Below are 19,606 nucleotides of genomic sequence, written 5' to 3'. Positions count from 1 at the left end.
TCATTGGGCGTATCAGCTCAACGCGTTACCACTTGTAGGTTGCACTGGCGACGACACTGCGCTGGTCGCCGTAGTAGCAGTAGAAGCTGTCACAAGTCGAGATATAGTCCTTGTCGAACAGGTTGGTTGCGTTAACGGCCAGCGAAGCGCCCTTGAGGCTGTTGTCCAGGCGGCCGAGGTCGTAGTGTACCGCGGCGTCGAACACCGTGTAGGCGCCGGCCTTGCCCAGCCAGGTATTGGCCTCGTCGCCGTAAGTGTTGCCGGTGTAGCGCGCGCCGGCGCCGATGCCGAAGCCGTCGAGCACGCCGTTGTGCCAGGTGTAGTCGCCCCATACCGATGCTTGCTGGTTAGGCATCAGTTGCAGGCGATTGCCCTTGAACGCGCCGTCTTGCACTTCGGACTTGGCCAAGGTGTAGGCGGCGGTGACCTTGAGGTTTTCGGTGACGTCGGAAACGGCTTCCAGCTCCAGGCCTTTGACCCTTACTTCGCCGGTCTGGCTGGTGACCGTCACGTTGCCCACATTGTTGGTGACGGAAACGTTTTTCTGGGTCAGGTCATACACAGCGGCCGTCAGCAGTGTGTTGCTGCCCGGTGGCTGGTACTTGATACCCAGTTCCCACTGTTTGCCTTCGGTCGGCTTGAACGAATCGGTCGGCGAGGCGACGGCATTGCTGGCCGGCTGGAACGATTCGGCGTAGGACAAGTAAGGCACGAAGCCAGAGTCGAACACATAGCTGATCGCCGCGTTGCCGCTGAAGTTCTTGTCGCGCTGGGTGTTGGTGGCATCACCCTTGTTGAAGAATTTGGTGCCGGTATGCACCCAGTCTTCACGACCGCCGAGTGTCAGGCGCCATTGGTCGAGGGCCATTTGATCCTGGGCGTACAGACCGGTCTGGTAGGTCTTCTGGTCATAGTCATAAAACGCCGAGGAGCGTGGTGGACGGGTGATCGGCAAGCCATAGACCGGATTGTTGACGTTGATGGCCGGTGCACCACCAAAGATCGAGGTGTAGTTGGTGTTGCTGCGCTGGTGGTCCAGGCCGATCAACAGCGTGTGATTGATGTCGCCGGTGGCGAAGTCGGCCTGGAAGTTGTTGTCCACGGCGAACTGGCTGATGTCTTCGTCGACATTGGTCGTGCCGCGCCCGGTGTTGCCTTCATCGTCTACGACAAATCCGATGGAGGGAAAGTAGCTGTTGACGGTCACCGTCTGGAACGACAGGTCCGACTTGGTGTAGCGCAGGTTCTGGCGGAACTGCCATACATCGTTCAAGCGATGCTCGAAGGCATAACCCAGTGCGTAATAGGTGCGGTCGTAGAAATCGTAGTCCGGATCACCGAGGTTCTTGTGGTGCGAGATCTTGCCGAACGGCATGTCGATCTTGGTGCCCTGAATCGGATAGAACTGGCTGGTAACGCCGGTATCGTCACGGGTGAACTGCGTCAGCAGGGTGAAGCGGGTGTCTTCGTCGATGTTCCAGGTCAGGCTTGGCGCAATGTTGTAGCGCTTGTCATCGATATGGTCGATCTGGGTGCCACCGTCACGCACCACGCCGCTCACGCCATAGAGAAACCGGCCTTCGTCGTCGATCTTGCCGGTGCTGGCGAAGTTGATCTGACGATGGTTGTCGCTGCCGTACTGCAGCTGGATTTCGCTGCTGGCTTCGGCGCTCGGGCGACGGCTGACCATGTCCAGCAGGCCGCCTGGCGGGGTCTGGCCGTACACGGACGAGGCCGGGCCGCGCAGCAAGGCCAGACGGTCGAGGTTCCAGGTTTCCTGTTTCGGGTTGGCGTAGACGCCTTTTGGCAGGGGCAGGCCGTCGAGGAATTGAGTCGGCTCGAAACCACGCACGCGCAGCCAGTCAGCGCGGGTGTCGCTGCCGTAGCTGCTGGCGGTGATGCCCGGCAGGTAGCGCACGGCGGCGTCAAGGGTATGCGCGTTGCGGTCGTCCATCTGCTCGCGAGTGACGACCGAAATCGAGCGCGGTGCCTCGACCAGCGCGGTATCGGTCTTGGTGCCGGCGGCGGTCCGCTTGGCCAAGTAGCCTTGCACCGGCCCCCAGGCGCTTTCAGCGTCTTCCACGCCAATCACGCTGGTTGCCGGCAGGGCCATCACGCCCTCGGGCACGGCCACCAGGCTGTAGGTGCCGGCACTGCTTTGCTCCAGTTGCAGCCCGGTGCCACGCAGGGCCTCGCGCAGGGCGCCGGCGGCGTCGAACTGGCCGTTGACGGGTGCCGAGGTTTTGCCTGCCGCCAGGGATGGGTTCAACGACAAGGCCAGGCCGGCCTGGCTGGCGATCTGGTTCAGGGTGGTGGCCAGTGGTGCGGCTGGCAGGTTGTAGGCGCGAACGCTTGACGCCTGTTCAGCAGCGACCAGTTGGCTGCTCGCCAAGGGGGTGCAAAGGGCAACGGCGACCGCCAGCAAACTGGGGCGCAACAGGGTGTTCAGCGAACGGGACATACGGCGGCTCCTGAATGGAAACATTTCTCAATTGCCTGTGTGCCGAACGAGAATCAGAAAGTGATAGGGCTGGATGGAAATAATTTAGATTCAATATTTGGCTTTTGTAGGAGCTGGCTTGCCAGCGATGCACTCAAAAGCACCGCGTTTATCCAGTGAGCGCGCGTTATCGTTAACGACCATCGCTGGCAAGCCAGCTCCTACAATGGATGCCTTGCTCAGGGCTTGGCGTCGGCCTTCGCTTTCACCTTCACCCACCATTGCGTGTGCTGTTCGATCTGCACGGGCAGGGTCGGCAGCAGGGCATTGAGCGCCAGGTCGGTGTCACGCAGCGGGAAGCTGCCAGTGATGCGCAGGTCGGCGACTTCCGGCGCAACGCCGACGTAACCGGTTCGATAGCGACCGATTTCATGCACCAGATCTTCCAGCCGCGTGTTGTCCACCACCAGCATGCCGCGGGTCCAGGCATCCGCGCCGAAGTTGACGGCCAGAACCGGACCCAGGCCGTTATTGCGGATTAACACCTGCTGGCCTTCGCGCAGAATCTGTTCATCCGGGCTGGACTCGGGGTGAACCGCCACCGCCGACTGCAACACACTCAGGCGTGTGCCTTCTTCTTCACGCTTGACCAGAAACCGCGTACCCAGCGCGCGCATGCTGCCTTCACGGGTTTCGACGATGAACGGCCGGGGATCGCCGTGACCGGTTTCAACCAGAATTTCGCCCTCCTGAAGCACGATGCGCCGCTGCTTCTCATCGAAGCGAACATCCAGGGCACTGTGGGTGTTGAGATTGACCAGCGTGCCATCGGCCAGGCGCAGGGTGCGCTGCTCGCCCACGGCGGTGCGCTGGTCGGCCAGCCAGTAATCGATCGGCAGGTAACGTGGCCCGGCAAATAGCGCTAGGCCGATCACGGCCACCACGCTTGCCACGCCCTTACCGAGCTTGCGCACTCGTCGGCGGATGCCTTCGCGCGATTGCAGCAGGGCAGTGCGGGCCGGGCCACTGGCTGCGCTGAAGCGGTGGTCGAGCATGCCCAACTGGCGCCAGGCGCGGGCGTGCTCTTCGTGGGCAGCGTGCCACTTGGCGAATTCTTCGCGCTCTACCGGGTTGGCGCCATCCATGGACAACTGCCAGGCAATCGCTGCGTCTAGCACGTTGGCCGATACCGGTTTGGAACTGAGCGGGTTCATGTCGGCTCACCGTACAGCGCGATGTAGCATTGGCGAATGCCCTGGGCCAGGTACTGGCGCACCCGCGGCACCGATACCCCCAGGCGCTCGGCGATTTCTGCGTGGCCAAGACCGTCGAGACGGTTGTAGAGGAACGCCGCCCGGGCCTTGGTGGAAAGCTGGCCGAGCAAACGGTCGATGTTTTTCAGGTCTTCGAGGATCATCTGCTGCTCTTGCGCCGACGGTTGTTCGGCTTCGGGAATCAGCATCAGCTCGGTGAGGTAAGCCTGCTCCAGCGCGGCGCGACGGAAATAATCGAACAGCAGGCCCTTGGCGATGGCCACCAGAAATGCCCGCGGTTCGCGTGGCGCCTTCAGTTCCTCGCGGCCCAGCAAGCGCACGAACGTGTCCTGGCTCAGGTCTTCGGCCCGCTGCGGGCAGGCGACGTTGCGTCGAAGCCAGGCCAATAGCCAACCGCGATGGTCGCGATATAACGCACTGACGAGCTCACTTTGAGGGCTTGGGACTGACGACACGCCGCATCACCGCTTGGGAAGTGTTAACTAACGAGAATTGTTCGCGATTGTGGCAGAGGCGCGGGAGGTCCGCAATCGGCGTTGGTCGGGTGGGAACTTGGCGAACCCTGTAGGAGCGAGCTTGCTCGCGAAAAACTATCTGACACCTCGGTCTTGCCAGAAAAACGCGTCACCGTTGACGATTTTCGCGAGCAAGCTCGCTCCTACAGGGATGGCGTGAGGATCAGAAGGACGGCGCTTGTTGCCGCCGCTTCCACTGACTCAGGCGCTGTTGCAAATTCAACGGGCTATGAATCTGCTGCTGCCGTGCGCGACTGAACAGGATCAGCGCCAGTTCAGCGGTGGCCAGGGCGTCGGCGCTGGCGTGGTGGCGTTCGAAGACTTCGAGCTTGAACCAGTCGATCCAGTCGTCCAGCCCGGCCTCGCGAAAGTGCGCCTGGGGGCATAGCAGCGGTGCAATGTCCGCCACGTCCAGAAACGGATGCTGCAACTTGAAACCCAGATGATCTTTCAGCGCACGGCCGAGCATGTGCTGGTCAAACGGCGCGTGGAAGGCCAGTACCGGACTGTCACCGAGGTACTCCATCAAGTCCACCAGCGCTTCTGCTGGATCGCTGCCCGCCGCAATGGCGCTGGGGCCAATGCCGTGGATCAGCACACTGGGGCCGAGTTTTACTTGCGGATACTGCAAGGTGCGTTCGAACTGCTGGCGAAAATCGATGGCCCCGTCCTCGATCGCTACCGCGCCAATCGACAGCACATGGTCCTTGTTGAGGTTCAGCCCGGTGGTTTCCAGATCGAGCACCACCCAGCGCTGTTCACGCAGGCTGCATTCGCCCAGGGCGGCAGCGGCCGGCAAGCGTTCCAGACGATGTTGCAGGTCGGCGGGCAGGGTGGGACTTGGCGGGCGCAGCCAGGAAAACAGGCTCATAACTGATACCGCAAGGTCAGGCTGCTCTGCAGGCGTTGGGCCTGACGCAGGGACTCACGCAGGATGCGCCGGTCCAGGTGATTGAGGCTGTCGGGATCGACCCGGTTTGAGTAGGGAAAATTCTCCCGGGTCTGTAATTGATGTTGCTGCATGCGGGTTTGCTGAATGAAGTGATAGGCCTCTTCATACGCGGCGCCGTCCAGGGGGTCGATGACCTCTTTGGCGACCAATTGGCGAAAACGCTCCAGCGTGTTATTGGCCTCGATACCATGGGCCAGGGCCAGCACCCGGGCGCCGTCGACAAATGGGGTCAGCCCCTGAACTTTCAAATCCAGGGTGGCCTTCTCGCCATTTTTGCGTGTCAGCACGAACTCGCGCAAACGCCCTACGGGCGGGCGATTGCGCAGCGCATTCTCGGCCATCATGCGCTGGAACAAACGGTTGTCGCCGACCTGATCGAGAATGCCCCGACGCAACTGCTCGCAGCCTTGCTCGCTGCCCCAGACCACGCGCAAATCGAAATAAATGCTCGAACCCAGCAGGTTCTCCGGGGTGGCCTCGCGGATGAACGCCGCAAAACGACGCGCCCATTCGGCCCGGGACAGGCACAGTTCGGGGTTGCCGGCCATGATATTGCCCTTGCACAAGGTGAAGCCGCATAACGCCAGGCTCTGGTTGATCTGCTGGGCGATGGGCAACAGCTTGCCGCGAATCTCGGCGGCATGGGCTGCATCCCTGGCTTCGAACAGAATGCCGTTGTCCTGATCGGTATGCAGGGTCTGCTCGCGACGGCCTTCACTGCCGAAGCACAGCCAACTGAATGGCACGCCAGGATCACCTTTTTCGGCGAGGGTCAGTTCGATCACCCGGCACACGGTGTGATCGTTGAGCAGGGTAATGATGTGGGTGATCTGCGTCGAAGACGCGCCATGGGCCAGCATGCGCTCGACCAGTTGGCCGATTTCGCCCCGCAGCGCCACCAGGTTTTCCACCTTCTGCGCGTTGCGGATGGTGCGCGCCAGATGCACCAGATCGACCCGTTGCAGAGAAAACAAATCGCGCTCGGAAACCACGCCGCACAAGCGTTGGTCCTTGACCAGGCAGACATGGGCGATGTGACGCTCGGTCATGGCAATCGCCGCGTCGAATGCACTGTGATCCGGCGACAGGAAAAACGGCGCCCGGGTCATGTGCCCTTCGATGGCTTCGTTGAAATCACTGCTGCCGTTGGCCACGGTCTGACGCAGGTCGCGCAGGGTGAAAATCCCCAGTGGCGCCTTGAGTTCATCGACCACCACGATGCTGCCGACCTGTTGTTCGTGCATCAACGTCACGGCTTCGCGCAAGGGTGTCTGCGGGGCGCATGACACCGGGTGGCGCATGGCCAATTCACCCAGTCGGGTATTGAGCGAATATTGGGTGCCGAGGGTTTCCACGGCTTTTTGCTGCACTTGCTGGTTGACCTGGTCCAGCAGGCTGCTGACGCAGCGCAGGGCGAAGTTGCGGAAGGTGTCCGATAGCGAAAACAGGCGGATGAACGCCGGCTTGTTCAGTTGCAGGCAAAAGGTGTCTTCGCCGGCGAGGTGCTCGGTACGGGTCGCCCGTTCACCCAGCAACGCCGCGAGGGGAAAACATTCGCCGGTAGTGATCTCGAAGACTGTTTCGGTGCCACCTTTTGCCGTATCCGGACGCTCACCCACGACCCGGCCCTGCTTGACGATATAGAAGTGCTCGACCGGGCCGTCGGTGGGTTTGATGATGCTCTCGCCGGGGGCGTAAAAACGCAGCTGACATTGCTCGACCAGATACGCCAGGTGCGCGTGCTCCATCTGGTTGAAAGGCGGGAAGCGCTGAAGGAATTGCAACGTGCCCTGGATGTTCTGCAACACCGCGGTTTTCCCTGCCTGTGTGAAGGCGTCCGCTTTACTCATAACCATTACCGCAGTCTTTTTTGAATTGTTGTAGTCGGATGACCCGGACATGGTCGACCCCTGTGGCCGGGGTGCCCATTGGACGTAAGTCTAGGTAGGTAATCAGCGTGAGGGAATGTCGGAAAATTCTTACGCGATTGAGAGAGAAATCTCTCTATCTTGCTATTGGAAAAGTATCCGACGAAGTGCACATTGATGGTCTGCTTAGCGATGTCTCACCACTGTGCTAGGGAATTGAATTGAACATGTAGAGAAAGCCATGTCCGACCACGATATTTTGAGCGACGCCGAGCGCGAAGCGCTGAGTGCCGTCATGCTGGAACCTGACCTGCCACTGCAACGGGTGTTGATCGTCGATGACGATAAAGACGCCCGGGAACTGCTGTCAGAGATCCTTGCGTTGGAGGGAATTCGCAGCAGGACAGCAGCCAGTGGCGAAGCGGCACTCAATATCCTGGTGGCTGAGGCAGAAATCAAAAAGCTCTCGATCGGATTATTGATCACCGACCTGCGGATGGGCCACGTAGATGGGTTGGATCTGATTCGTCAGGTACGCGAGTCGGTACGGGCGGCATTGCCGATCATCATAGTGTCGGGTGACGCCGACGTGAAAGATGCCATTGCTGCGATGCATTTGAATGTGGTGGACTTTCTGCTCAAACCGATCGATGCCAATCATTTGCTGGCACTGGTAAAGCGCGAATTGGGTATTAAATAACTGATCTCCTGTAATTGTTAATTACAGGTTCGATTTGTTTTTGTGGGTTTAACTTGTAATTAAGTTTGTCTAATTGATCTGCGAAAAAGCTACTCACAAATAGCTTGTTTTTTCTATCCATAATTCAGCTATCGTTCAGTTCCTGAAACCAATTTAGGCATTTGTTTGATGTCGAGCTTGGTTTAATAAAGTCTGTTGTAGCACTCTCCAGGTTGTCAGTTTGGCTCTCCGATTTTAGTGGCATGAGTATGTCGATGGTTATTGTGTGTTCAGGCTTCGGCTAGTTCCTGCAGATAAAATACTGGCAAGGGTCAGGGCATTGCTTTTCCTGGATTGTGTGGATGTATAACGCAATGAGGACGATATGATAAAAAGAATGGAGTTTCGCGATCTTGTGCTTGTTATCGGTGTGACAGTCATGTGGGGAAGCAATTTAACGGTAATTGATATCAGTCTTGACGGTATTGATCCGTTCATATTGACAGCGTTGCGCTTTACTTTCTGTGCATTACCACTAGTGTTCTTCATCCCGAAACCGAAAGGTGTGAGTACTTTTGTAACTATAGTCTACGGTTTGTTGTTTGGTGTCGGAATGTGCTGGCTGATGAACTATGGCATGTTTCTTGGCGTCAGTGCCGGAGTGACATCCTTGCTCTTGCAATTCAGTGCCTTTTTTACGGTTATCTGGGGCGTACTGCTGTTTGGCGAGAAAATGACGGTAATACAAGTGGCCGGCATTCTCATGGCGTTGGTGGGGCTGATGTTTATTACTCATGTAACGCATGGTGATGCCGAAAGCTTTGGGCTCTTCCTCGTACTGCTCGGCGCATTGTTCTGGAGTCTCTGCAATGTGCTGGTCAAGAAAAGCAAGGTGGTTGATATATTTTCCTTTGTCGTTTGGTCGAGTCTGTATGCAATACCTCCTCTATATCTGATGACTTACTGGGTCAAGGGGGCAGTCCCCTTCCAAACGTTGCTAACGGACATAACGGCTCCGGTGCTGCTATCTGTCCTGTTCCAAGCCTATGTGGCGACGGTATTCGGATATTGGGTGTGGAACCGAATGATTGAGAAGTATCCGGCGAGCCAGGTTGCACCGTTGTCAGTGATTGTTCCGATATCGGGTATTTTGACCTCGTGGTATGTACTCGACGAACCCATTGGTGGTGAAAAACTGTTTGCTCTCATCATCACGGTCCTTGGAATTGCCTTGTTCATGAATGCATCGAGAATAGGCCAGCACATCGCTGCCAATGCGTTGCGCTACAGGAGATAGCCCTGCATTTGCAGGAAGCAGAAACAAAAATCCCCCGGTTTTTCAACCGGGGGATTGCTGTGGAGTGAGCTGGATTACAACCCGTTCTTAGCTTTGAACTCGCGACGACGACGGTGCAGGACCGGCTCGGTGTAGCCGTTCGGCTGTTTGGTACCTTCGACCACCAGTTCGACCGCCGCCTGGAAGGCGATGTTGCTGTCGAAGTTCGGGGCCAGCGGACGGTACAGCGCGTCGCCGGCGTTCTGCCGGTCAACCACCGGCGCCATGCGCTTGAGGCTTTCCATGACCTGGTCTTCGGTGACGATGCCATGGCGCAGCCAGTTGGCGATGTGCTGGCTGGAAATACGCAGCGTGGCACGGTCTTCCATCAGGCCGACGTCATTGATGTCCGGCACTTTCGAACAACCGACGCCCTGGTCGATCCAACGCACCACGTAACCGAGAATGCCCTGGCTATTGTTGTCCAGTTCGTTCTTGATCTGTTCGGCGGTCCACTGCGGGTTCACCGCCAGCGGGATGGTCAGGATGTCGTCCACCGATGCATGGGCACGTTTGGCCAGTTCGGCCTGACGGGCGAACACGTCAACCTTGTGGTAGTGCAGCGCGTGCAGTGCAGCGGCAGTCGGCGAAGGCACCCAGGCGGTGTTGGCACCGGCCAGCGGGTGAGCGATTTTCTGTTCGAGCATCGCTGCCATCAGGTCCGGCATGGCCCACATGCCTTTACCGATCTGCGCGCGACCTTGCAGGCCGGTGCTCAGACCAATATCGACGTTGGAGTTCTCGTAGGCGCCGATCCATTTTTCCGCCTTCATGTCCGCCTTGCGCACCATCGGGCCGGCTTCCATGGAGGTGTGGATTTCATCGCCCGTGCGGTCGAGGAAACCGGTGTTGATGAACACCACACGCTCGCTCGCCGCCTTGATGCAGGCCTTGAGGTTGATCGTGGTACGACGCTCCTCGTCCATGATCCCGACTTTCAGGGTGTTGCGTGGCAGGCCCAGCACGTCTTCGATGCGACCGAACAACTCGTTGGTGAACGCGGCTTCTTCAGGGCCGTGCATCTTCGGCTTCACGATATAGACCGAGCCGGTGCGGCTGTTCTTGCGCGAGCTGTTGCCGTTGAGGTTGTGGATCGCCGACAGGCAGGTCACCAGGCCATCGAGAATGCCTTCTGGCACTTCGTTGCCATCTTTGTCGAGGATCGCGTCGATGGTCATCAGATGACCAACGTTGCGCACGAACAGCAACGAACGACCGTGCAGGCTAAGTTCACTGCCATCGACCGCGGTGTAGGTGCGGTCGGCGTTCATGGTACGGGTAAAGGTCTGTCCGCCCTTGGCGACGGCTTCCGACAGATCGCCCTTCATCAGGCCGAGCCAGTTGCGGTAGATCACTACTTTGTCATCAGCGTCGACGGCGGCAACCGAGTCTTCGCAGTCCATGATGGTGGTCAGTGCGGCTTCCATCAGGATGTCTTTGACGCCGGCCGCGTCGGTCTGGCCGACCGGGGTGCTGGCGTCGACCTGGATTTCGAAATGCAGGCCGTTGTTTTTCAGCAGGATCGCGGTCGGTGCAGCGGCATTGCCCTGGAAGCCGATCAGTTGAGCGTCGTTGCGCAGGCCGGTGTTGCTGCCGCCTTTAAGGGCGACCACCAGTTTGCCGTCGACGATCTTGTAGCCGGTGGAATCGACGTGAGAACCGGCCGCCAATGGCGCCGCGTCGTCGAGGAAGGCACGGGCGAAGGCGATGACCTTGTCACCGCGCACCTTGTTGTAGCCTTTGCCTTTTTCCGCACCGTTGGCTTCGCTGATGGCGTCGGTGCCGTAGAGCGCATCGTAAAGCGAGCCCCAGCGGGCGTTCGAGGCGTTGAGCGCAAAGCGGGCGTTCATGACCGGCACCACGAGCTGCGGGCCGGCCATGCGGGCGATTTCGTCATCGACGTTTTGCGTCGTTGCCTGGAAATCGGCCGCTTCTGGCAGCAGATAACCGATGTCTTGCAGGAAGGCTTTATAGGCCACGGCGTCGTGCGCCTGACCGGCACGCTGTTGGTGCCAGCCATCGATACGAGCCTGGAAATCATCGCGTTTGGCGAGTAGGGCTTTGTTCTTCGGCGCCAGGTCATGGATGACCTTGTCGGCACCGGCCCAGAACTTATCGGCGGTGAGGCCGGTACCGGGAATGGCTTCGTTGTTCACGAAGTCGAACAGGACTTTGGCGACCTGCAGGCCACCGACTTGAACGTGTTCAGTCATTGCTTGCCTCACTCTGCTCAGCTATTTCGCTTTTCAGCTCTTCAATTTAACAATGAAGCCTTTGGCCATTTAAACCACAAACCCCTCTGCCAGTACATGCCCATGACGGGCGGCTGGGTTGGGACCAATCAACGGCTTGGGGCCTTGCTGACAGGGCTTTCAGGGTTGCGAACGGGCCGGCGGCAGACATCGAACCAACGTTATGTAGTGCGCGCTGCGGCATACTACATGATGAATTGCGGATGTGAAAATTAGACTAATCACGTCGTTCTGCGACCTCATGACGCATTGCGGTCACGGCGCGGAACAGGATGTTCTCAAAAAACCAGTGGATTGTTCCAGTTAAATATCAAAACTTGTACACGATTTTATGAGTGGCATTAGATCGGCGGTGTACCGGATCGCCGGCAAGCCGGCTCCTACAGGGCCTGCGCGCATCTTGTAGGCGCTGGCTTGCCAGCGATGGCGCCACACGATTCAGCGCAGCATCAGCCCTTGCCTATACTTGGTTCTCTGCAACAAAAATCATGACCAGAGGGCTGCGCCATGGACCACCTCGTACTCACCGTTTTCGCCCCGGACAAGCCCGGGCAAGTCGAGCGCATTGCCCAATGCATTGCCGAGCACGGCGGCAACTGGCTGGAAAGCCGCATGTCGCGCATGGCCGGGCAATTCGCCGGGATTCTGCGGGTGGGGGTACCGGCCGAGGCCTATGACGAATTGGTCGATGCCCTGCAAGGCTTGTCCACCCAGGGCATTCGCGTATTGATCGCCGAAAGCAGCATCGAACAATCCTGCACCTGGAAGCCGATCGCGATGGAGCTGGTGGGCAATGATCGCCCGGGGATCGTGCGTGACATCACACGCTTGTTGAGCGAGCAGGGGGTGAGTCTGGAACGGTTGGTTACCGAAGTGCGCCCGGCACCGATGAGCAGCGAGCCGTTGTTCCATGCCGAAGCAATTCTTGCCGTTCCGCTGACGCTGTCGCTGGACGTCCTGCAATCGCGCCTGGAAACCCTGGCCGACGATCTGATGGTCGAATTGGTGCTGCGCAGTGAGCCCTGATCAGGTTATCCAAGTTAAACGTGCACCGGCCTGTGGATAACCTGTAGAGACACCCCGCCAGGCCACGTCGACCGGGGTTCTTCAGGATCTGATCAAAAAACCAGCAGTTTCAGCCACTTGCGCACAATCGCCGGGGATCACGCTGTGGATAACCTTGGGAAGGAATGATGCAGGCCACGGAACTCGTGGCCTGTAGAGGTTTGTATGTTTTTTGATCAGCTGCGGCGACGCAAACTGAGCCACGCATCCACGCTGTAAACCGCCAGACCGGCCCAGATGAACATGAACGCTACCAGGGTGCTGGACGACAGGTGCTCGCCAAACAGCAGGACCGCTTGTAGCAGCACCAATGTCGGCGCCAGGTACTGGAGAAAGCCCAGTGTCGTGTAGGGCAAATGCCGCGCAGCCGCGTTGAAGCAGACCAGCGGCACCAGCGTGACCGGCCCGGCCGCCACCAGCCACCAGGCTTCTGACGTGGTCCAGAACTCGGCCTGAGCGCTGTGGGCGGTCGGATTGAACAGCAACCAGGCAATGGCGATCGGCACCAGCATCCAGGTTTCCACTACCAGCCCCGGTAGTGCCTTGACCGGCGCCTGCTTGCGAATCAGCCCGTAGAAACCGAAGGTGAGTGCCAGCACCAGCGACACCCACGGCAGGCTGCCGACTTGCCAGACCTGTTGCGCCACACCCACAGCCGCCAGACCGACGGCAATCCACTGCATGCGCCGTAGCCGTTCGCCAAGGATCAGCATGCCCAGCAACACGTTCACCAAGGGGTTGATGTAATAACCGAGGCTGGCCTCCAGCATGCGGCCGTTGTTTACCGACCAGACGTAGGTCAGCCAGTTGGCCGCGATCAACGCACCGCTCAGGGCCAGGATCGCCAGGCGTCGCGGGTTCTCCCGCAGCTCGCGCCACCAGCCGGGATGCTTCCACACCATCAGCAACAAGGCGCCGAACAGCGCCGACCACAACACCCGGTGGATGATGATTTCCACGGCGGGCACGCTGGCGATGGCTTTGAAGTAGAGGGGGAAAAGTCCCCAGATGATATAGGCACTCAGACCCAGAATGTACCCGCGACGCGGGTTGGCGGCTTGCATGCAGAATCCTTGCTTAGGCAGCTAACAAAGAGGGGATTGTAAGGAGATTTGTCTGCGAATGTCCTGACTGAATAGGTAGGTCATTTGTGAACATCGGTACCTGTAGGAGCGAGCCTGCTCGCGATGGACGTCAACGATAACGCGTGCTGTCTGGATAAACGCGTTGCCCTTGCGTTCTTCGCGAGCAGGCTCGCTCCTACAGGGGGGGCAGGGTGGGTCAGAAGAGTTTTAGTGGCTCTTCCTGGAGCGCCGCCAGTTGTTCGCGCAGTGCCAACACCTGATCACCCCAGTAACGCTCGGTGCCGAACCACGGAAAGCTGCGGGGGAACGCCGGATCGTCCCAGCGACGGGCGAGCCACGCGCTGTAGTGCAACAGACGCAGGGCGCGCAAGGGTTCGATCAGCGCCAGTTCGCGCGGGTCGAAGTCGTGGAATTCGTTGTAGCCATCCATCAGTTCCGACAACTGGCTCAGGCAATCCTGGCGATCACCGGCGAGCATCATCCAGATGTCCTGTACCGCCGGGCCCATGCGGCAGTCGTCGAGGTCTACGATATGGAACATCTCGTCACGGCACATCATGTTGCCGGGGTGGCAGTCACCGTGCATGCGGATGTTCTGGTGCGGTGTGTTGCTGTAGGCATCCTCCACACGCTTGAGCAGATCGCGGGCCACCGATTCGTAGGCCGGCAGCAGGCTGCGGGGGATGAAGTTGCCGTCGAGCAACGTGGCCAGCGAGTCATGGCCGAAGTTTTTCACCGCCAGCGCTTCACGATGCTCGAACGGCCGGGTCGAGCCGACCGCGTGCAGGCGTCCGAGCAACTGGCCCAGGCGATACAGTTGATCGAGGTTGCCCGGCTCCGGTGCGCGGCCGCCGCGGCGGGGGAACAGGGTAAAACGGAAACCGTTGTGTTCGTGCAGGGTTTCACCGTTGTGGATCAACGGTGCCACGACCGGCACCTCGCAGTCGGCGAGTTCGGCGGTGAACTGGTGTTCTTCCAGAATCGCTTCGTTGCTCCAGCGTTGCGGCCGGTAGAACTTGGCGATCAGTGGCTCGGCGTCTTCGATACCGACTTGATAGACGCGGTTCTCGTAGCTGTTGAGCGCCAGGATGCGCGCGTCGCTGAGAAAGCCGATGCTTTCGACGGCATCGAGCACGAGGTCTGGCGTAAGGGTTTCAAACGGGTGGGCCATGCTGACTCCTGCGCGCAGCAGGCTGCTGCGTCCGGCCAGGCATGGTAGCGCAGACGGGCGCTCTTTAGGGGCAGGGTTGCGAGATGTGTTGTCCGGGCTGACGCCATCGCGAGCAGGCTCGCTCCCACAGGATTGGCGCGATTTCAAATTTGGCGCATGACCTGTGGGAGCGAGCCTGCTCGCGATGGCGATTAATCAGGCGCCGACGATCCCGCCATCTTCCCGGGTAATCGCCATCACCGAAGAGCGCGGCTTGCCGTTTGGCAAATGCTCGGGGAAGGTCGAACCACCGTTTTCACCCGGATGCTGGATCCCGACGAACAGGGTTTTCTGGTCAGGCGAGAAGCTGATCCCGGTCACCTCGCAGCCCACCGGTCCGACCATGAAGCGGCGAATTTCGCCGGTCGCCGGATCAGCGCAGAGCATCTGGTTATTGCCCATGCCGGCAAAGTCACCGGTGTTGCTCACATCGCCGTCGGTCAGGATCCACAAGCGTCCGGCCTTGTCGAAGCCCAAACCGTCCGGGCTGTTGAACATGTTCTGCGGCGTGATGTTCGACGAGCCGGCCTTTGGTGTCCCGGTATGTGCGGCCGGGTTGCCGGCCACCACAAACAGGTCCCAGGCAAAGGTGTGTGAGGCGTGATCGTCACGCTCGGTGCGCCAGCGTAGGATCTGGCCGTAGACGTTCTTCTCCCGCGGGTTCGGTCCGCCCACCGGTTGTCCGTCTTCGCCGCGCTTGGCGTTGTTGGTCAACGTGCAGTAGACCTGGCCGTCCTTGGGGCTGACCACGATCCATTCCGGGCGGTCCATGCGCGTGGCTTTCACCACACTGGCGGCGAGACGGGCGTGGATCAGCACCTCAGCCTGATCGGCAAAGCCGCTGCTGGCGTCGATACCGTTTTTGCCGTGGGTCAGTTCGATCCATTCACCTTGGCCTTTCGGGTGATCGGCGTTGCCGTCCCCGGCATCGAAACGCGCCACATAGAGGGTGCCGTGATCGAGAATGTCGCGGTTGGCCTTGGGGTTCTTGTGGTCAATCTTGTCGCGGCTGACGAATTTGTAGATGAACTCGCCGCGCTCATCGTCGCCCATGTACACCACGGCATGGCCATCGGCGGTTTCGGCCAGGGCGGCGTTTTCGTGTTTGAAGCGGCCCAGGGCGGTGCGTTTGACCGGCGTCGACTGCGGATCGAACGGGTCGATCTCCACCACCCAGCCGTGACGGTTGAGTTCGTTGGGGTTCTTGGCCAGGTCGAAGCGCTCGTCGTGTGGGTGCCAGTTGATTTCTTTGCTGGTCACCACCGCGCCGTAGCGTTTTTGCGCCGGGTCGAACTTCTGCTCGGCGTTGCTGCTGCCGAAGCAGTCGGTGAAGTTCTCTTCACAGGTCAGATAGGTGCCCCACGGCGTCTTGCCGTTGGCGCAGTTCTGGAAGGTGCCGAGAACGTTCTTGCCGTGGGGATCGGCGCTGGTTTTCAGCAGGGCATGACCGGCGGCCGGGCCGCTCAGGGTGATCGGCGCATTGCCATGAATGCGGCGGTTGTAGCGCGAGCCCTGGACGAATTGCCATTGGCCGTTTTTACGCTGCACTTCAATCACCGACACACCTTCGCAGGCCAGCGCCTTGCGCACGTCTTCCGCCGATTGCGGCATGCCGCCGTGGGCGTAGAGATAGCGGTAGTTGGTGTATTCGTTGTTGATCGCCATCAGCGCCCGGTCTTTTTCGCCCGGGAATTCGAACAGGCTCATGCCATCGTTGTTGTCGCCGAACTGGGCTTCCTGATGCTCGGCGCTGCCGTTGCCGCTCGGGTCGAACGCCGGGCCGTCCTTGTGCAGGGGCTGGCCCCAGCTGATCAGCACCGAGGACTTGTAGCCCGGTGGCAGGGTGATGGAGTCGCTGGTGGCGGCGGCAATGCTGTCAAAGCCCAGCAACTGGCTGTTACCGGCGCTGACGCTGGCAGCCATCACACTGCGGCTCAGCAGGTTGCCGCCGAGGAACATCGCCGCGCCGCACAGGGCACCTGCGCTGATGAAGCTGCGACGACTGAGGCCGACCATGGTTTCGAGGTCGGTGGACTGGTTTTCTTCTAATAGGCTCATTTCAGGCTCCCTGCGGTTTTGCAGACACCTTAATGGTGAGTAATGAACCTTTTGTTGCAGTTTGCTTAAAGCGGCGTACCCAGCAGAACCCTGGATGGCGAAAACTCCACGCGCACGGGTTTGCCGCAGGTCAGCCCCAATGCCTGCAGATGCGTTGGTTCGTCCAGCGCACACAGGGTCAGGCCGTTAGGCAGGGTGATGCGCACCTCGCTGGGGCCATCGTCGGCGTCGAGAATCTTTTCGATGGTGCCTTTCAGGCAATTGTTTCCCGGCGTTTCGGCTGAATCGATCTCCAGCACATCGAGCCAGCCGGCCTTGATCAAGGCCACGACTTCGGTGCCGATTTGCAGTTCCAGGCGCTCGGTGCTGTCGTGGGTGATTTGCGCATCGACGATCAAGCCTTCGGCGACTTCTAGACGAATCAGGTCGTTGCGTCCCTGGGACTCGATCGCCATCACCTTGCCGTGTAACTGATTGCGCGCGCTAGTGCGCAGCATCAAGCGCCCGAGCAGGTCGAGGTCGCTGGCATCTTCAGCGGCTTCCAGCACTTGGGCCTGCAAGGCTTGCAGCTTCTGGTACAGCCGCAGCACCCGCTCGCCTTCTTTGGAGAGACGGGCACCGCCGCCGCCCTTGCCGCCGACAATCCGCTCCACCAACGGCTTCTGCGCCAGGTTGTTCAGCTCATCGATGGCATCCCAGGCAGCCTTGTAGCTCAGCCCCGCACTTTTTGCCGCACGGGTGATCGAGCCTTGCTCGGCGATGTGCTGCAGCAGGGCGATGCGCTGCGGACGGCGGACAATGTGCTGGGACAACAAGGTGGGCAAAGACATGGCAAGTCGCTTTGGGTGGTGGCGATGGGGAGGACGTTGGCGGCTTGGGACGCGCGAGTCAAGTCAGGGTGTCTCGCCGGGTTTGGGCGTGCGGGCCAGGCAATAGACGTCGACCCGCGCTGCACCGGCGTCTATCAACAGCCAGGCCAGGGCCTGGGCCGTGGCACCGGTGGTAAGGACGTCGTCGATCAGGGCCAGGTGCCGGCCTTTGACGGTGGCACCGGGTATCAGGGTGAAAGCGTTGCGCAAGTTCTTGCGGCGCGCTTGGGCATTCAAGGCCTGTTGGGCATCGGTGTCCTGGGTTCGCAGCAGCAACCGTTCGTCGCATGGAATGTCCAGAGCGTCACTCAACCAGCGGGCCAGCATCGCCGCCTGATTGAACCCGCGCTGGCGCAGGCGCCGGTTGGCCAGCGGTACCGGAATCAGCGCATGGGGTCGCTGCAGATCGTCTTCGAAGCGATGTTGCAGGTATTGAGCGAGAAGTTCGGCGAGCAAGCGGCCAAACGGCCACTTTGCGTTGTGTTTGAAACGGGTGATCAGACTGTCAACCGGAAAGTTGTAGGTCCAGGGGGCAATCACGTGTTCGAAGGCCGGTGGCTGCTTCAGGCAATGGCCGCAGGTCAGGCCTGCGGCCGGGAGCGGCAGGGCGCAGGTTCGGCAGTGATCGCCCAGCCAGGGCAACTCGGTTTCGCAGGCCGTGCAGACAGGGGCGATGCCGTCGGCGGGTTCATCGCACAAAAGACATGATTGTTTGTTTTTTGACCAGATGTAAACCAGTCCTTTGTTCTGTGGTTGACAGCGCATCGCTCTTCCTTAAATATGCCGAAACATCTGTGAGGCGGCTGTGACATTCCATGACCCAGCCGTATGCCAAAGCATAATTCAAAGGAAACACCCATGAGCGCCAGCACCTCTGCAACCCTGCGTCATGACTGGTCTTTGGCCGAAGTCAAAGCACTCTTCGTTCAGCCATTCAATGACCTGTTGTTCCAGGCGCAGACGGTGCACCGCGCACATTTCGACGCCAACCGCGTCCAGGTGTCGACCCTGCTGTCGATCAAAACCGGCGCCTGCCCGGAAGATTGCAAATATTGTCCGCAGTCCGGTCACTACAACACCGGCCTGGAAAAAGAAAAACTGATGGAAGTGCAGAAGGTCCTCGAAGAGGCCGCTCGCGCCAAGGCCATCGGTTCGACCCGCTTCTGCATGGGGGCGGCGTGGAAGCACCCGTCGGCCAAGGACATGCCGTATGTTCTGAAGATGGTTGAAGGCGTGAAAGCCCTGGGCCTGGAAACCTGCATGACCCTCGGCCGCCTGGATCAGGAGCAGACCGAGGCGCTGGCCAAGGCCGGCCTCGACTACTACAACCACAACCTCGATACATCGCCGGAGTTCTACGGCAGCATCATCACCACCCGCACCTACAGCGAGCGCCTGCAAACCCTGGCCTACGTGCGTGAGTCGGGGATGAAGATCTGCTCTGGCGGCATCCTCGGCATGGGCGAGTCGCTGGACGACCGCGCCAACCTGCTGATCCAGCTGGCCAACCTGCCGGAGCATCCGGAGTCGGTGCCGATCAACATGCTGGTGAAAGTCGCCGGTACGCCGCTGGAAAATGCCGACGACGTCGACCCGTTCGATTTCATCCGGATGCTCGCGGTCGCGCGCATCCTGATGCCGCAATCCCACGTGCGCCTGTCCGCCGGCCGCGAAGCCATGAACGAGCAGATGCAGGCGCTGGCGTTCTTCGCCGGTGCCAACTCGATTTTCTACGGCGAGAAACTGCTGACCACCGCCAACCCGCAGGCCGACAAGGACATGCAACTGTTCGGGCGCCTTGGGATCCTGCCGGAAGCCCGCGAAGAGCATGCCGATGAAGTGCATCAGGCGGCGATCGAGCAGGCGCTGGTGGAGCAGAAGAGCAGCGAGCAGTTCTATAACGCCGCGGTTTGAGTCCTTCACCGTCTTCTTTGGTTGGAATGCAAAACACTTGTAGGAGCTGGCTTGCCAGCGATAGCGGTCTGTCAGCTGATGGCTATGTC

15 protein-coding genes are annotated in these 19,606 nt (G+C 59.8%); 4 read left to right on the top strand and 11 right to left on the bottom strand.

The annotated features are described in order from the left end of the window. Positions 1-25 precede the first annotated feature (25 nt). From CD175_RS18955 to CD175_RS18935, 5 genes are all read right to left on the bottom strand, one after another. Positions 26-2,461, bottom strand: coding sequence for a TonB-dependent siderophore receptor (locus tag CD175_RS18955; protein ID WP_104450042.1), 2,436 nt, complete (start codon positions 2,459-2,461; stop codon positions 26-28). Between the two features lie 218 nt (positions 2,462-2,679). Beyond that, positions 2,680-3,654 carry a FecR domain-containing protein gene (locus tag CD175_RS18950; protein WP_104450041.1) on the bottom strand — a complete coding sequence of 325 codons (975 nt, stop codon included), beginning with the start codon at positions 3,652-3,654 and terminating at the stop codon, positions 2,680-2,682. After that, complete coding sequence (locus tag CD175_RS18945; RefSeq protein ID WP_104450040.1) at positions 3,651-4,169, bottom strand: RNA polymerase sigma factor; 519 nt, start codon at positions 4,167-4,169, stop codon at positions 3,651-3,653. The genes CD175_RS18950 and CD175_RS18945 overlap by 4 nt, the downstream gene beginning before the upstream one ends. 223 nt (positions 4,170-4,392) lie before the next feature. Beyond that, positions 4,393-5,100 carry a 3'-5' exonuclease gene (locus CD175_RS18940; RefSeq protein WP_007980367.1) on the bottom strand — a complete coding sequence of 236 codons (708 nt, stop codon included), beginning with the start codon at positions 5,098-5,100 and terminating at the stop codon, positions 4,393-4,395. Beyond that, positions 5,097-7,037, bottom strand: a complete 1,941-nt coding sequence (locus CD175_RS18935; protein ID WP_104450039.1) for a putative nucleotidyltransferase substrate binding domain-containing protein — start codon at positions 7,035-7,037, stop codon at positions 5,097-5,099. Before CD175_RS18935 ends, CD175_RS18940 begins: the two co-directional genes overlap by 4 nt. 253 nt (positions 7,038-7,290) lie before the next feature. Between CD175_RS18935 and CD175_RS18930 the strand changes: the two genes are divergently transcribed. Both CD175_RS18930 and CD175_RS18925 read left to right on the top strand, forming a co-directional pair. After that, positions 7,291-7,749: a response regulator gene (locus CD175_RS18930; protein WP_104450038.1), complete on the top strand. Its 459-nt coding sequence runs from the start codon at positions 7,291-7,293 to the stop codon at positions 7,747-7,749. A gap of 376 nt (positions 7,750-8,125) precedes the next feature. Then, entirely contained in the window at positions 8,126-9,025 is a 900-nt protein-coding gene (locus CD175_RS18925; RefSeq protein WP_240629010.1) for an EamA family transporter, read from the top strand. Positions 9,026-9,099: 74 nt separating this feature from the next. Here the strand turns inward: CD175_RS18925 and CD175_RS18920 are convergent, their stop codons facing one another. Continuing rightward, entirely contained in the window at positions 9,100-11,277 is a 2,178-nt protein-coding gene (locus CD175_RS18920) for a malate synthase G (RefSeq protein ID WP_104450036.1), read from the bottom strand. Positions 11,278-11,823: 546 nt separating this feature from the next. Between CD175_RS18920 and CD175_RS18915 the strand changes: the two genes are divergently transcribed. Further along, positions 11,824-12,342: a glycine cleavage system transcriptional repressor gene (locus CD175_RS18915; RefSeq protein WP_095964119.1), complete on the top strand. Its 519-nt coding sequence runs from the start codon at positions 11,824-11,826 to the stop codon at positions 12,340-12,342. A 215-nt stretch (positions 12,343-12,557) separates the two neighbouring features. On the opposite strand, the gene rarD is transcribed toward CD175_RS18915, so the two are convergent. From rarD to CD175_RS18890, 5 genes are all read right to left on the bottom strand, one after another. After that, positions 12,558-13,445, bottom strand: a complete 888-nt coding sequence (gene rarD, locus CD175_RS18910) for an EamA family transporter RarD (protein WP_095964118.1) — start codon at positions 13,443-13,445, stop codon at positions 12,558-12,560. A 217-nt stretch (positions 13,446-13,662) separates the two neighbouring features. Further along, positions 13,663-14,637: a serine/threonine protein kinase gene (locus CD175_RS18905; protein WP_102670838.1), complete on the bottom strand. Its 975-nt coding sequence runs from the start codon at positions 14,635-14,637 to the stop codon at positions 13,663-13,665. A 195-nt stretch (positions 14,638-14,832) separates the two neighbouring features. Beyond that, positions 14,833-16,734, bottom strand: a complete 1,902-nt coding sequence (locus CD175_RS18900; RefSeq protein WP_104450035.1) for a PhoX family protein — start codon at positions 16,732-16,734, stop codon at positions 14,833-14,835. A 65-nt stretch (positions 16,735-16,799) separates the two neighbouring features. Beyond that, on the bottom strand, positions 16,800-17,564 hold the full coding sequence (locus CD175_RS18895) for a TOBE domain-containing protein (protein ID WP_104450034.1): 765 nt from the start codon (positions 17,562-17,564) through the stop codon (positions 16,800-16,802). Positions 17,565-17,627: 63 nt separating this feature from the next. Beyond that, a complete protein-coding gene (locus CD175_RS18890) occupies positions 17,628-18,368 on the bottom strand; it encodes a ComFC family protein (protein ID WP_104450033.1) in 741 nt (246 codons plus the stop codon). A gap of 93 nt (positions 18,369-18,461) precedes the next feature. Here CD175_RS18890 and bioB point away from each other — a divergent pair, with 93 nt between their 5' ends. Next, positions 18,462-19,517, top strand: coding sequence for a biotin synthase BioB (bioB, locus tag CD175_RS18885; RefSeq protein ID WP_104450032.1), 1,056 nt, complete (start codon positions 18,462-18,464; stop codon positions 19,515-19,517). Positions 19,518-19,606 lie beyond the last annotated feature (89 nt).

This window comes from Pseudomonas laurylsulfatiphila (assembly GCF_002934665.1).
Classification (GTDB): Bacteria; Pseudomonadota; Gammaproteobacteria; order Pseudomonadales; family Pseudomonadaceae; genus Aquipseudomonas; species Aquipseudomonas laurylsulfatiphila.
Note: the sequence above shows the minus strand (reverse complement) of the source record. Positions and strands in the feature narration are given on the sequence as shown.

Coding starts and splice junctions, on each gene's coding strand:
- CD175_RS18955 (WP_104450042.1), bottom strand. CDS start 2,461: ATGTCCCGTTCGCTGAACACCCTGTTGCGCCCCAGTTTGCTGGCGGTC.
- CD175_RS18950 (WP_104450041.1), bottom strand. CDS start 3,654: ATGAACCCGCTCAGTTCCAAACCGGTATCGGCCAACGTGCTAGACGCA.
- CD175_RS18940 (WP_007980367.1), bottom strand. CDS start 5,100: ATGAGCCTGTTTTCCTGGCTGCGCCCGCCAAGTCCCACCCTGCCCGCC.
- CD175_RS18935 (WP_104450039.1), bottom strand. CDS start 7,037: ATGGTTATGAGTAAAGCGGACGCCTTCACACAGGCAGGGAAAACCGCG.
- CD175_RS18930 (WP_104450038.1), top strand. CDS start 7,291: ATGTCCGACCACGATATTTTGAGCGACGCCGAGCGCGAAGCGCTGAGT.
- CD175_RS18925 (WP_240629010.1), top strand. CDS start 8,126: ATGGAGTTTCGCGATCTTGTGCTTGTTATCGGTGTGACAGTCATGTGG.
- CD175_RS18920 (WP_104450036.1), bottom strand. CDS start 11,277: ATGACTGAACACGTTCAAGTCGGTGGCCTGCAGGTCGCCAAAGTCCTG.
- CD175_RS18915 (WP_095964119.1), top strand. CDS start 11,824: ATGGACCACCTCGTACTCACCGTTTTCGCCCCGGACAAGCCCGGGCAA.
- rarD (WP_095964118.1), bottom strand. CDS start 13,445: ATGCAAGCCGCCAACCCGCGTCGCGGGTACATTCTGGGTCTGAGTGCC.
- CD175_RS18905 (WP_102670838.1), bottom strand. CDS start 14,637: ATGGCCCACCCGTTTGAAACCCTTACGCCAGACCTCGTGCTCGATGCC.
- CD175_RS18900 (WP_104450035.1), bottom strand. CDS start 16,734: ATGAGCCTATTAGAAGAAAACCAGTCCACCGACCTCGAAACCATGGTC.
- CD175_RS18895 (WP_104450034.1), bottom strand. CDS start 17,564: ATGTCTTTGCCCACCTTGTTGTCCCAGCACATTGTCCGCCGTCCGCAG.
- CD175_RS18890 (WP_104450033.1), bottom strand. CDS start 18,368: ATGCGCTGTCAACCACAGAACAAAGGACTGGTTTACATCTGGTCAAAA.
- bioB (WP_104450032.1), top strand. CDS start 18,462: ATGAGCGCCAGCACCTCTGCAACCCTGCGTCATGACTGGTCTTTGGCC.